General features: G+C 60.9%; 12 protein-coding genes. 3 read left to right on the top strand and 9 right to left on the bottom strand.

The genetic code is table 11. The features are described from left to right. The first annotated feature begins 288 nt into the window (after nt 1-288). The 3 genes from ACMGGK_RS05025 (at nt 289) to ACMGGK_RS05015 (ending at nt 2,801) form a co-directional block, all read left to right on the top strand. The gene (locus ACMGGK_RS05025) at nt 289-1,371 is read left to right on the top strand and encodes a LacI family DNA-binding transcriptional regulator (RefSeq protein WP_420276732.1); all 1,083 of its coding nucleotides are present in this window, start codon (nt 289-291) and stop codon (nt 1,369-1,371) included. A gap of 63 nt (nt 1,372-1,434) precedes the next feature. Beyond that, nucleotides 1,435-2,460: a M4 family metallopeptidase gene (locus ACMGGK_RS05020; protein ID WP_033639624.1), complete on the top strand. Its 1,026-nt coding sequence runs from the start codon at nt 1,435-1,437 to the stop codon at nt 2,458-2,460. Further along, on the top strand, nt 2,460-2,801 hold the full coding sequence (locus ACMGGK_RS05015; protein WP_016929750.1) for a protealysin inhibitor emfourin: 342 nt from the start codon (nt 2,460-2,462) through the stop codon (nt 2,799-2,801). Before ACMGGK_RS05020 ends, ACMGGK_RS05015 begins: the two co-directional genes overlap by 1 nt. A gap of 4 nt (nt 2,802-2,805) precedes the next feature. Here the strand turns inward: ACMGGK_RS05015 and ACMGGK_RS05010 are convergent, their stop codons facing one another. The 9 genes from ACMGGK_RS05010 to pilW all read right to left on the bottom strand — a co-directional run bounded on the left by ACMGGK_RS05010 (nt 2,806) and on the right by pilW (nt 11,965). Further along, nucleotides 2,806-3,027 carry a zinc ribbon domain-containing protein gene (locus tag ACMGGK_RS05010; RefSeq protein ID WP_028127372.1) on the bottom strand — a complete coding sequence of 74 codons (222 nt, stop codon included), beginning with the start codon at nt 3,025-3,027 and terminating at the stop codon, nt 2,806-2,808. Nucleotides 3,028-3,040: 13 nt separating this feature from the next. Further along, entirely contained in the window at nt 3,041-3,997 is a 957-nt protein-coding gene (locus ACMGGK_RS05005) for an AEC family transporter (RefSeq protein ID WP_048795796.1), read from the bottom strand. A gap of 98 nt (nt 3,998-4,095) precedes the next feature. Beyond that, nucleotides 4,096-5,586, bottom strand: a complete 1,491-nt coding sequence (gene der / locus ACMGGK_RS05000) for a ribosome biogenesis GTPase Der (RefSeq protein WP_015378774.1) — start codon at nt 5,584-5,586, stop codon at nt 4,096-4,098. 255 nt (nt 5,587-5,841) lie between these two features. Continuing rightward, on the bottom strand, nt 5,842-7,023 hold the full coding sequence (bamB, locus tag ACMGGK_RS04995) for an outer membrane protein assembly factor BamB (protein WP_016929753.1): 1,182 nt from the start codon (nt 7,021-7,023) through the stop codon (nt 5,842-5,844). Nucleotides 7,024-7,034: 11 nt separating this feature from the next. Then, on the bottom strand, nt 7,035-7,655 hold the full coding sequence (locus ACMGGK_RS04990) for a YfgM family protein (protein WP_016929754.1): 621 nt from the start codon (nt 7,653-7,655) through the stop codon (nt 7,035-7,037). Nucleotides 7,656-7,668: 13 nt separating this feature from the next. Then, nucleotides 7,669-8,943, bottom strand: a complete 1,275-nt coding sequence (gene hisS, locus ACMGGK_RS04985) for a histidine--tRNA ligase (RefSeq protein WP_049299977.1) — start codon at nt 8,941-8,943, stop codon at nt 7,669-7,671. Nucleotides 8,944-9,082: 139 nt separating this feature from the next. Continuing rightward, complete coding sequence (gene ispG / locus ACMGGK_RS04980) at nt 9,083-10,204, bottom strand: flavodoxin-dependent (E)-4-hydroxy-3-methylbut-2-enyl-diphosphate synthase (protein WP_016929756.1); 1,122 nt, start codon at nt 10,202-10,204, stop codon at nt 9,083-9,085. A gap of 47 nt (nt 10,205-10,251) precedes the next feature. Then, complete coding sequence (gene rodZ / locus ACMGGK_RS04975) at nt 10,252-11,226, bottom strand: cytoskeleton protein RodZ (RefSeq protein ID WP_197817792.1); 975 nt, start codon at nt 11,224-11,226, stop codon at nt 10,252-10,254. Beyond that, nucleotides 11,216-11,965, bottom strand: a complete 750-nt coding sequence (gene pilW, locus ACMGGK_RS04970) for a type IV pilus biogenesis/stability protein PilW (RefSeq protein WP_028127503.1) — start codon at nt 11,963-11,965, stop codon at nt 11,216-11,218. The genes rodZ and pilW overlap by 11 nt, the downstream gene beginning before the upstream one ends. Nucleotides 11,966-12,047: the final 82 nt, after the last annotated feature.

The following is a 12,047-nucleotide window of genomic DNA, read 5'->3' as shown; positions in this document are numbered from 1 at the left end:
GACGGTGAACACAGGCCAACGCTCGCATAACAGACCGGCAGTCCATCACAACCCCATGATTTATTTTTTGTTTTCTTTTTCGCACACCGTTAAAATTGGACTGACAGGTCGTTAAAATTGGTGTACCAATGCAGACTACTCAGCGATAGCGCACAGCGAAACGGGGTTTTTTGCAAAGATTTTCACTGGCGGGTGAAAAAATAGCCATAATGACCGTTAAATCCGGTCAAGACGCTGAAAATGCGCAGTGAAAATATTCTCATGGACGAATTTGAAGGAGATCACAAAATGAACGGAAAGCTGAAAATCCAGGAGATCGCCTGCCAAACCGGGCTGTCGATCAGCACCGTTTCCCGCGTGCTGGCCGGCAAGGCCAACACCAGCGCCGAGGCGCGCCGCAAGGTGTTGGACTGTGCGCAACAAAATGGCATTCTGCAGGGCATTTCCAGCGGCCGGCTGATGCTGAACAACGTGATGGTGTTCGCACCGCAGCGCGCGTTCGACGTGCGCACCGACATCTTCTACTACAAGGTCATTCAGGGCATTGCCGCCGCGCTGATGGAGCACGAGGTGCGCATCCGCTACTGCGGGCTGGAAGAGCAACACAGCGACGGCGCGCTGTTTCTGGAAAAGATGAGCGATCCGCACACCGAAGCGGCGCTGATCATCGGCATCGACGACGAGCATATCCACACCCTGGCCGCCGATCTGCACAAGCCCTGCGTGCTGATCAACTGCAGCGATCGGCAGATGCGGCTGGACAGCGTCTCGCCGGATCATCAGCTGATCGGCGATTACTCCGCCAGCTACCTGTTCCAGCAGGGGCACAGCCATATTCTCAACCTGCAGTGTCTGCGCCGCCACACCATGGAGCTGCGGCTGGCGGGCATCCGGCAGGCCTACGCCCGGCATCATCTGCCGTTCGACGACGGCCGCCATCTGATCACCACCTCCGGCTTCGGCGGCGAAGAGGCCGAGCAGGCGTTGACCACCTATCTCAACGGCATCCACGGTCACGCCCCGCTGCCGACGGCGATCCTGGCCGGCGGCGACTACATGGCGGTCGGGGCGGTCAAGGCGCTCAACAAGCGGGGGCTGAACGTGCCAGGCGACGTGTCGGTGATGAGCACCGACGGCTTCAACCTGGCGGAAATCCATGACGTGCCGCTGACCTCGGTGCAGGTGCCGCGCGACGAACTGGGTTACGAAGCGATCCAACTGCTGCAGCGGCGCATGCTGCGCGCCGACGCGCCGCCGTGCAATCTGCTGCTGCACGGCCGGCTGGCGGTGCGCGCCTCGGTGCGGCGCATCAGCCCGCACAAGACCGCGCCGGCGGTGAGCACGCATGACCACAGGCTTTATGACGAGTAGGCTACACTTAGGCACAGTGCATTCATTCGATGAGGTAAAATTTTTTGCCTAAGGAGAGCCACTATGCCAGCCCAGCGCATGCGTTCCGTCATTCCTCCCTACATGCTGCGCCGCATCATTGAACACGGCAACGCGCCGCAGCGCGACTGCGCGCTGCACACCCTGAACCACGTGCAAAGCCTGCTCGGCAACAAGCCGCTGCGTTCGCCGACCGAGAAAAACGCCCGAGCCGGCGAAGCGCTCCGCGATATCTACGACGCCCAGAACGGCACCCAACTGCCTGGCAAACCGGTGCGCAAAGAGGGCCAGCCCAGCAACCACGATGTGGCGGTGGACGAAGCCTACGACTACCTCGGCGTCACCTACGATTTCTTCTGGCAGGCCTACCGCCGCAACTCACTGGATAACCAAGGGCTGCCGCTGGTCGGCAGCGTACACTACGGCAAGGAGTACCAGAATGCCTTCTGGAACGGCCAACAAATGGTGTTCGGCGACGGCGACGGCGAGATTTTCAACCGTTTCACCATCGCCATCGACGTGGTCGGCCACGAGCTGGCGCACGGCGTGACCGAGAGTGAAGCCGGGCTGATCTACTACCAGCAGTCCGGGGCGCTCAATGAGTCGCTGTCCGACGTATTCGGCTCGTTGGTCAAGCAGTTCCACCTGCAGCAAACCGCCGATAAAGCCGACTGGCTGATCGGCGCCGGGCTGCTCGCCAAGGGCATTAAAGGCAAAGGGCTGCGCTCGATGTCGGCCCCCGGCACCGCTTACGATGACCCGCTGCTGGGCAAAGATCCGCAGCCCGCCAGCATGAAGGATTACATCCAGACCAAGGAAGACAACGGCGGCGTGCACCTCAACTCCGGCATTCCCAACCGCGCCTTCTACCTGGCGGCGACGGCGCTCGGCGGCTTCGCCTGGGAGAAAGCCGGCTACGTCTGGTATGACACGGTGTGCGACAAAGCGCTGCCGCAAAATGCCGACTTCGCCACCTTCGCCCGCGCCACGGTGAAACATGCGCAAGCGCGTTTCGACCAGAGCGTGGCGGACAAGGTGCAGCAAGCCTGGCATCAGGTGGGGGTGGAATAATGAAACCGCTGCCGACGCTCAATCAGGATACGGTCATTGAGCTGGCGCGCGAGGGAGGCTTCGCCTACATTCCCAAACTGGCGGGCCAGCGCCGCATCGCGCTGGCCGATATCACGCCGGAACAGCGGCAGCGCCTGAATCAGTTGCTGAACCAGACGCTGCCCTATGCGCAGGAAGAAGGCCAGCCCAACTCCCCCGGCTGCGGTGACCAGCGCTACTACCGCGTACAGATCAACTACACCAGCCCCACCCTGAGCACCGAGATCGTGCTGTTAATCCCGGAAAGCAGCGCGCCGCAAGCGCTGGTGGATCTGTGGAAAACCGGCCAGGTGGATGAGTGAGGGCTTACAGCGGCTGATAGCTGAAATTCACCCGTTTTTTGGAGATCAGCCCGTGCCCGTTCTGGCACAGGTAATCCACCGCCCCGCAGGCCTTCAACTCTTGCAGCGGCTGCCCGCACTCCGGGCAGCTCGCCTGCTGCCGATAATCACGCTGACAGGCGGCACAATGGTAGTGACCCGCTACCCAATTCATGGTCTGACGACAGTGCGGACAATGCGCATCCATAACGGCTCCCAGGTTAAATCGCGCCCCATGAGCGCAAGAAATAGATCCCCAACGCGGTGGTGAAGAACGACCCGACGGTGGTGATAGCGATAATGTTGGCCGCCAGCGTGGCGTTGCCGCCCATGGCGCGCGTCATCACATAGCTGCCCGAAGCGGTCGGCGTGGCGGAAAACAGGAAGATGATGCCCAACGCCGCGCCGTGAAACCCGCACAACCAGCCGGCCAGCGTCATCAGGAACGGCACCAGAAACAGCTTGGCCGCCGACGACAGCGCCGCCACGTTGGACGAGCGGAACATGGCGCGGAAATCCAGGCTGGCGCCGGTGCACAGCAGCGCCAACGGCAGCGACAGCGCGGAGATATAGCTGCCGGTCTGGCGGATCACGGTCGGAATGCCCAGCCCGGTTTGCGCATACAGCAGCCCGCACACCAGGCCGATGATCAGCGGATTGGTGACGATGCTGCGCAGCAGCGACAGGTGGCTGATTTTCTTGCCCTGCCCGCCCTGCAGGCTGCGCGTGAGGGTGATGACCGACAGTATGTTGAACAGGATCACCGTCACGGTCAGGTACAGCGAGGCGAGCGCAATGCCTTCGCTGCCGTAGGCGGTCATGGCGTAGGCCAGACCGACGATGGCGGTGTTGGCGCGAAAGCCGCCCTGTACGAACACCCCGCGCTCACGCGGTTCTTTCACCAGCCACTTGGCCGCCAGCTCCAAGAGCAGGAAGGTCGCCAGCGTGCCGACTGCGCCGAACAGCACCAGCGGCAGATTGCCAAGCAGTTGCGGATGGTTGGTGGCGATGCTGAAAAACAGCAGGCACGGCAGCGCCAAATTGAACACCAGGCGGGTCGCGCCGTCGACGAAACGGTCATCCATCAGGCGCCAATGGCGCAGCAGGATCCCCAGCAGCATCATCAGCAAATTCGGCACGGTGACGTTAAACGCAAAACTCCAGGTTTCCCAGGACATGGTGTTCCTTCAGGCAGGCGAGGTAATCCTCAGATAATAAAACGATTTCGGGCCAATAAAAAAGGGCGCGGCATCACTGCCGCGCCCCTCATGAGCGATCACTTGCTCTTTTTCAGGTGGCTCATCAGGCGCTTGCGCTTACGCATCTGGGTTGGCGTCAGCAGATTGCGTTTACCGGCGAACGGGTTGTCACCCTCTTTGAACTGGATGCGGATCGGCGTCCCCATCACGTTCAGCGAACGGCGGAAGTAGTTCATCAGGTAGCGCTTGTACGAATCGGACAGATCGCTGACCTGGTTGCCGTGGATCACCACGATCGGCGGGTTGTAACCGCCGGCGTGGGCGTATTTCAGCTTCACGCGGCGGCCGCGCACCAACGGCGGCTGGTGATCGTCCACCGCCATCTGCATGATTTTGGTCAGCATCGAGGTGTTTACGCGGCGGGTTGCGCACTCGTAGGCTTCCTGTACCGATTCGAACAGGTTGCCGACGCCGCTGCCGTGCAGGGCGGAAATGAAGTGCACGCGCGCGAAGTCGACGAAGCCCAGACGCAGATCGAGCATTTCTTTCACATGCTCGCGATCTTCTTCACTCATGCCGTCCCATTTGTTGACCGCAATCACCAGTGAGCGCCCACTATTGAGGATAAAGCCGAGCAGCGAGAGATCCTGATCGGAGATGCCTTCACGCGCGTCGATCACCAGCAGCACCACGTTGGCGTCTTCAATCGCCTGCAGGGTCTTGATCACCGAGAATTTCTCGACGGTTTCGGTCACCTTGCCGCGTTTGCGCACCCCGGCGGTGTCGATCAGCACGTATTCGCGTTCGTCGCGCACCATTGGAATGTAGATGCTGTCGCGGGTGGTGCCCGGCATGTCATACACCACCACGCGCTCCTCGCCCAGGATGCGGTTAGTGAGCGTAGACTTACCGACGTTCGGGCGGCCGACGATCGCCAGCTTGATCGGCAGATCCTGCGGGTTGAACGCTTCTTCCGGCTCTTCGTCTTCTTCGCCTTCCAGCGTTTCACCGTTTTGCTCAGCCCAGTAAGCGGCGTTGGCCTCTTCCTCGGTCAGTTCGACGTCCTCCGGTTTTTCCGGCACGAACGGCACCAGCACGTGTTCGATCAGCTGGGTCACGCCGCGGCCGTGAGAAGCGGCGATAGCAAACACTTCCCCCAGGCCGAGCGAGTAGAAATCGGCGGTGGCGGTGTCCGGATCCAGGCCGTCGGTCTTGTTGGCCACCAGGAAGGTCGCCTTCTGGCGGCTGCGCAGGTGCTGGGCGATGCCCTGATCCGCCGGCATCAGCCCGGCGCGGGCGTCGACCATGAACAGCACGATATCCGCTTCTTCGATCGCCAGCAGCGACTGGCCGGCCATGCGCGTTTCGACGCCGTCTTCGGTGCCGTCGATGCCGCCGGTATCGACGATGATGAATTCATTGCCTTCGATTTCAGCACGACCATACTTGCGGTCACGCGTCAGCCCCGGGAAATCCGCCACCAGCGCATCACGCGTATGGGTTAAACGGTTGAACAAGGTGGATTTACCCACATTCGGGCGCCCGACCAGCGCGACGACAGGTATCATTGTTGAAGCCTCATTACTTAATAATCAATGCGTTACTGCACTGTGGATAGACACCAGCGGTGCAGCTTATAAAATACGAAACGGCCCCTGAACATTCAGGAGCCGTTTTCCCCTTCATCTTTCGCGCCACAGCGGCGTTGTCTGCGCACCTTCGCCTCGGTCACTTAGCTCACTAAGCTCCCGAGGACTCATGCGCTTGCCGCCTGGCTGCAACCCGAAATCTTTCGGGCGCAAGAAGGATCACGACGAGCGGCGTTAGCGGGTGAAAGCGTAAACTTTCCCGCCGCGAGCCTGGATGACCAGCTTGTCGCTGGCCACCATCGGCGCAGACAGGAAGCCGGAGCTGTCCACTTCCTGCTGGGCGACAAAACGGCCATCAGTGGTGTTGATCCAATGCAGATAGCCTTCGGCGTCACCGGTCACCAGATAACCATTATACATCACCGGCGGCGTCAGATTACGGTGCAGCAGATCGCTCTGCGTCCACACGGTCACGCCGCCTTCGGTGCTGAGCGCCACCACGCGATCGTTCTGGTCGATCAGGTAGATGCGGCCCGCGTCGACGATGAAATCATTCACCGAACCCAGTTCGCGTTTCCAGATGATCTGGCCGGAACGCAGATCCAGCGCCGTCAGGTTGCCGTTGTAACCCAGCGCGTAGACCACGCCGTCAACGATCACCGGCGTGGTGTCCACGTCGTTCAGGCGATCGATTTCGGTCGCGCCACTCGGCTGAGAAATGCGCTGTTGCCAGATAATCTGGCCCTGCTGCATCAGCACGGCGCTGACGCGGCCGTTGTCACCGCCGACGATGGCGGCGCCAAAGGCGACGGCCGGCGCGGATTCACCGCGCAGCGACAGCGAAGGCATGTCCAGGTTAACCGTCCACTTCACCGCGCCGTCGGCTTCATTCAGCGCCTGCAGCATGCCGTTGGAGGTGTGCACCAACACCATACCGTCGCTGACAACCGGACGGGAGATCGCTTCGCCGGCCACTTTGGTCTGCCAGGCGATGGCGCCATCGGCGGTGTTCAATGCGTAAACCACCGCTTTTTCGCTGCCGACGTAAACCTTGTCGCCCGCGACCGTCAGGCCGCCCGACAGCAGCGCAGACAGGTTGCTGGAGAAGAAGCCGGTCTTCTCGGAGAGATTGACCTTCCACTTCTCGTTGCCGCTGTCGGCATCCATCGCTTTCACGATGCCGAAGCGATCGGCGGCGTAAATGGTGCTGTCCTGATAGGCCGGACGCAGGTGGGAGTAATACTCACCGATGCCGTCGCCCACCGAGGTGCTCCACGCCTTGCTCGGCGTAAACTGATTTTCAACTTTCGGCAACGGCGACATGGTAACCACGTCTTCTTCGCTGTTAAACAGCGAGCAACCACTCAGCAAGGCAGCGGAAACCAGTCCGACCAAGAGTGTTTTACGCAATTGCATGGGAATTCCCCTTAGCTGGACAAGTTATTCAATTTCATGCGCAGCAGAACCTGCAGCGCCTGAGAAGCATTGGACTCAATGCCTTTGCTGTAAGCTTCGCGCGCGCCCTTGGCGTCGCCCTTGGCCAGCAATACATCGCCGCGCACATCCTGCATCATCGCCGCCCAGCCTTCGCCTTTCACGCCATCCAGCGTTTTCAGCGCTTCATCCAGCTTTTTCTCCTGCAGCTGGACGCGCGCCAGACGCAGGTCGATCATCGCCAACAGGTTGTCGTCTTTGGTCTGGCCCTGCGCCAACGTCAGCTGCTGTTCCGCCTTGGCGAAATCATTCTGTTCGACAAAGTGCTTGGCCAACTGCAGCGCGGCCAGTACGCCGTAGCTGTTGCCGTTGGCCTGGACAAATTTCTCCGCGGCAGCCACGTCATCCGGCTTGCCGGCCGCCAGACGATCGCTGGCTTCCTGATAGGATTGCGATGCCGCCATCATGTTGGAGTTTTCATGGCTCTGCCAGTAACGCCAGCCAACCAGGGCACCAATTCCGAGCACCACGCCCACCGCCAGCGCTTTGCCGTTCTCGGCAAAGAACCGACGCAGTGCGTCGACTTGTTCGTTTTCAGTGGTATAGACTTCCACGGTGTCCTTCTCCTTAACCTAACATCAAAGCCAGACGCGCAGCGACTTCGCTTTGCGCCAGCGTTTCTTGTTCACCACTGCGCAGGTCTTTCACCACCACCTGCTGCGCCGCCACTTCGCTCTCACCCAGGATCAGCGCGATGCGCGCGCCCCATTTGTCCGCACGGGTGATCTGCTTCTTGAAGTTGCCGCCGCCGTAATTGGTCATCAGCTTCAGCTGCGGCGCCGCGTCGCGCACCTGCTCAGCCAGCCGCATCGCCGCGCTCTGGGTGCCCGCGCCGGAAGAGATGACGTACACGTCGATAGCCGACGGCGCCTTGAATTCCGGGTTGACCGCCTGCACCAGCAGCACCAGACGCTCCAGGCCCATGGCGAAACCGACCGCCGGGGTGGCGCGGCCGCCCAGTTGCTCGACCAGACCGTCGTAACGGCCGCCCGCGCAGACGGTGCCCTGCGCGCCCAGGCTGGTGGTCACCCACTCAAACACGGTGCGGTTGTAGTAATCCAGACCGCGCACCAGGCGCTCGTTAACGGTATATGGGATACCTGCCTGCGCCAAAAGTTCACACAGACCGGCGAAGTGAGCACGGGATTCTTCATCCAGGTACTCGGACAGGCGCGGCGCGTCGTTCAGCAGCGCCTGCACCTCAGGATTCTTGGAGTCCAGCACGCGCAGCGGGTTGCTATACATGCGGCGTTTACAGTCTTCGTCCAGCACCTCGACGTGCTGCTCCAGGAACGCCACCAGCGCGTCGCGGTAGTTGGCGCGCGCCTCCAGCGAGCCGATGGAGTTCAGCTCCAGCTTGACGTGCTCGGCGATGCCCAGCGCTTTCCACCAGCGGGCGGTCAGCAGGATCAGCTCTGCGTCGATATCCGGGCCTTGCAGGCCGAACACTTCCGCGCCCAGCTGATGGAACTGACGGTAACGCCCCTTCTGCGGGCGCTCGTAGCGGAACATCGGGCCGATGTACCACAGACGCTGTTCCTGATTGTACAGCAGACCATGTTCGATGCCGGCGCGCACGCAGCCAGCCGTCCCTTCCGGACGCAGCGTCAGGCTTTCGCCGTTGCGGTCTTCGAAGGTATACATCTCTTTTTCCACGACGTCGGTCACTTCGCCGATCGCGCGTTTGAATAACGGGGTCTGCTCTACAATCGGCAACCGGATTTCGCTGTAACCGTAGCCGCCCAGCACCTGCTTGAGGGTGCCTTCAATACGCTGCCATAATGCCGTTTCTTCCGGCAGGTAGTCGTTCATGCCGCGAATGGCTTGAATGTTCTTTGCCACGTGAGTTCTCTGTCCGTTGTCTGTAAAAATGAACCCGATTATAGGGACTTTGCCGCCCGGTATTCAACGCGGATGCGGTTTTCCGCCCTTCAGGTGCATAAACAAGCGGGCCAACAGGCCCGCCGTGTAGCGATAACGCTTATTTTTCCAGCAGATTGACCGTGATGCGGTTGCTTTCGTCCATCATCGCGGCCTTGGCGCGAATTTTCGCTTCCAGCTGGTCGATCATCTGTTCGTTGTCGAAACGCTCTTTCTGGCGCACGCCGTCTTCATAGAAGCCGCTCTTCTTGTGGCCGCCGGTTACGCCCATGGTGGACACCAGCGCTTCGCCCGGGCCGTTCACCACGCAGCCGATGATCGAAACGTCCATCGGCGTGATGATGTCTTCCAGGCGCTGCTCCAGCGCGTTCACCGTGCCGATCACGTCGAACTCCTGACGCGAACAGGTCGGGCAGGCGATGAAGTTGATGCCGCGCGCGCGGATGCGCAGCGACTTCAGAATGTCGAAACCGACCTTCACCTCTTCGACCGGATCCGCCGCCAGCGAGATGCGCAGGGTGTCGCCGATGCCTTCAGACAGCAGCATGCCCAGGCCGATGGCCGATTTGACCGACCCGCTGCGCGCGCCGCCGGCTTCGGTGATGCCCAGGTGCAGCGGCTGATCGATGCGCGACGCCAGCAAGCGGTAGGATTGCACCGCCAGGAACACGTCCGACGCCTTGACGCTGACCTTAAACTGGTCGAAGTTGAGGCGATCGAGGATGTCCACATGGCGCATGGCGGATTCCAGCAGCGCTTCCGGCGTAGGTTCGCCGTACTTTTCCTGCAGGTCTTTCTCCAGCGAGCCGCCGTTGACGCCGATGCGAATCGGGATGTTCTTGTCGCGGGCGCAGTCCACCACCGATCGAATGCGCGATTCGTTGCCGATGTTGCCCGGGTTGATGCGCAGGCAGTCTACGCCATATTCGGCCACCTGCAGCGCGATGCGATAATCGAAGTGGATATCGGCGACCAGCGGCACGTTGACCTGCTGCTTGATCAGTTTGAACGCCTCGGCGGCGTCCATGGTAGGAACCGAAACGCGGACGATGTCGACGCCCACGCGCTCCAGCGCTTTGATCTGATTAACCGTTGCTTCAACATCGGTGGTACGGGTGTTGGTCATCGACTGCACGGCAATCGGCGCGCCATCACCAATAGGCACCTTGCCGACGTAAATGCGTGTAGATTTTCGACGGTTGATGGGCGCTTGGTTATGCATTACTTACTCTCCATTGCTGCTCTGACATCACGACCGGTGCCGCGCGATTACTGCGCGGCGACGGTCAGGCGAGCAACACGGTTTGACTTAACGAACCGGCTTAAATCAACCGGTTTACCCTGATACTGGATCTGAACTGCCGCCGGCGCGCCGATGGTCAGTTTATACGGCGCAGTGCCGGTCAGGTTCAGCTTGCCGCCTTGCTTCTGGGTGCCGCTGAACAGCGTTTTACCGCTCGCGTCGGTCACCTGCAGCCAGCAGTCGGCGGAGAAATCCATCACCAGCGCGTTCGGATCGGCCGCTGGCGCAGCCACGCCCGCATCGGCGGTCGGCAACGGCGCTTGCGCCGCCGGCGCGGTTTCCGGCAGGGTGGTCTGGCTTGGCGACACCACGGCAGGCTGCTGCTGAGCCGCGCTCGGCACCTGGGCGGTCGCCGCCGGCGCCTGAGCCGCTGCGCCGGTATCGGCCGGCGCGGCGCTGTTGTCGGTCAACGGCACGTTGGTGCCGGCGTCGGCATTGCCGTCGGTCAGCGGCACGGACTGCCCTTCGTTATTCTGTGAAAGCTGCGCCGAGGATTGATCGGCCATGGTGGCGATCTCTTCCTGCTGCGCCTTGTGGTTTTGCCACCACCAGGCGCCGGTCAGGCCGATCACCACGAACACGATAAGCCAGGTGAAGCTCATCAGCCAGCCGTCGCGTTTCTTGCGACGCTTGCCCAGCGAGAAACTTTGCATCGGCGCCACTTTCGCCATCTTCAACGGCGCCTGCTTGGCCAACATCGGCAGCAGTTCGTCTTCCGGCAGATGCACCAGCTTGGCGTAGGAACGGATGTAGCCGCGCACGAAGGTGGACGCGAGGTCAGCGGACACGCTGTCTTCCTCGATATCGCGCACGGTGGACATTTTGAGACACAGGCGTTCTGCAACGGTCTGTTGGCTCAGCCCGAGTTGCTCACGGGCCTGACGCAGGCGCTGGCCCGTCGTCATGGATACGGTTTTATCTTGGGAGGCTTCAGTATTCATTAGCTAAGAACTGCTGGTACTGTTTGGATTGTGGAAAACTTCGCGCTAGCTGCTTGCCATAGCGTTGAACGCTATCCTGGCGGCCGGCTAACGCGGCGAAACGAATCTGTAACCATAAGCTGCTGGCGCTGGCCGGCAGAACATGCTGATAAACATCCAATAAAAGTTGCGACTGGGCGCGCTTCCCTTCTCCAAATTGCTTTTCGGCCTCCGCCAGCAGCGGAGCGCCTTTGTCCGGATCGACTTTCAGCGCGCGGCTCAACAGCGTGCGCGCTTCATCATTTTGTCCGGCCTTGAGAAAACAGTAACCTGCGTTTTCCAGGCTGTCGGCGACCTGGCCATAATCGGGCGCCAGCGCCGCAGCGCTAAACTGCTGTTGCGCCGGTACATACTGCCCTAAACCGCAAAGAAACGCACCGTAATTATTCAAGACGGTGCCATTGCCCGGCGCAAGTTTGAGCGCTTGCCGATAACGCTGTTCGGCCGCGGCGTTTTCACCGTTCCGCTGCGCGTAGAGCGCCATGCCCAACTGCGTGCGGTAATCCTGCGGGGCCGCGTCCAGCGCCTTTTCCAGGTTCTGGCGCGCGGCGTCCATGTCGCCTTGCTGCAGGTACTCCAGGCCCAGCTGCAACCGCGTCTGGCCCGCCTCAGAGACTTGCGCTTCCTTTTCCGGCGCTGAACCGGAACACCCGGCCAACAGCCCGGCCGCCAGCCACACACCCCACAGTTTCAGCTTCATGCCCGCATTCATTTCCTTATCGGCCGCCAGCTAACGCCCATTAGCGTGAATATTTCACATAACAGGCTGTTAGATAACAAAA

This window comes from Serratia sp. BNK-33-b (genome assembly GCF_048684565.1).
Classification (GTDB): Bacteria; Pseudomonadota; Gammaproteobacteria; order Enterobacterales; family Enterobacteriaceae; genus Serratia; species Serratia marcescens.
This window is presented reverse-complemented; position numbering and strand designations above follow the sequence as displayed.

Coding starts and splice junctions, on each gene's coding strand:
- bamB (WP_016929753.1), bottom strand. CDS start 7,023: ATGCAATTGCGTAAAACACTCTTGGTCGGACTGGTTTCCGCTGCCTTG.
- ACMGGK_RS05010 (WP_028127372.1), bottom strand. CDS start 3,027: ATGGATGCGCATTGTCCGCACTGTCGTCAGACCATGAATTGGGTAGCG.
- ACMGGK_RS05025 (WP_420276732.1), top strand. CDS start 289: ATGAACGGAAAGCTGAAAATCCAGGAGATCGCCTGCCAAACCGGGCTG.
- ispG (WP_016929756.1), bottom strand. CDS start 10,204: ATGCATAACCAAGCGCCCATCAACCGTCGAAAATCTACACGCATTTAC.
- pilW (WP_028127503.1), bottom strand. CDS start 11,965: ATGAAGCTGAAACTGTGGGGTGTGTGGCTGGCGGCCGGGCTGTTGGCC.
- rodZ (WP_197817792.1), bottom strand. CDS start 11,226: ATGAATACTGAAGCCTCCCAAGATAAAACCGTATCCATGACGACGGGC.
- ACMGGK_RS05020 (WP_033639624.1), top strand. CDS start 1,435: ATGCCAGCCCAGCGCATGCGTTCCGTCATTCCTCCCTACATGCTGCGC.
- der (WP_015378774.1), bottom strand. CDS start 5,586: ATGATACCTGTCGTCGCGCTGGTCGGGCGCCCGAATGTGGGTAAATCC.
- ACMGGK_RS05005 (WP_048795796.1), bottom strand. CDS start 3,997: ATGTCCTGGGAAACCTGGAGTTTTGCGTTTAACGTCACCGTGCCGAAT.
- ACMGGK_RS05015 (WP_016929750.1), top strand. CDS start 2,460: ATGAAACCGCTGCCGACGCTCAATCAGGATACGGTCATTGAGCTGGCG.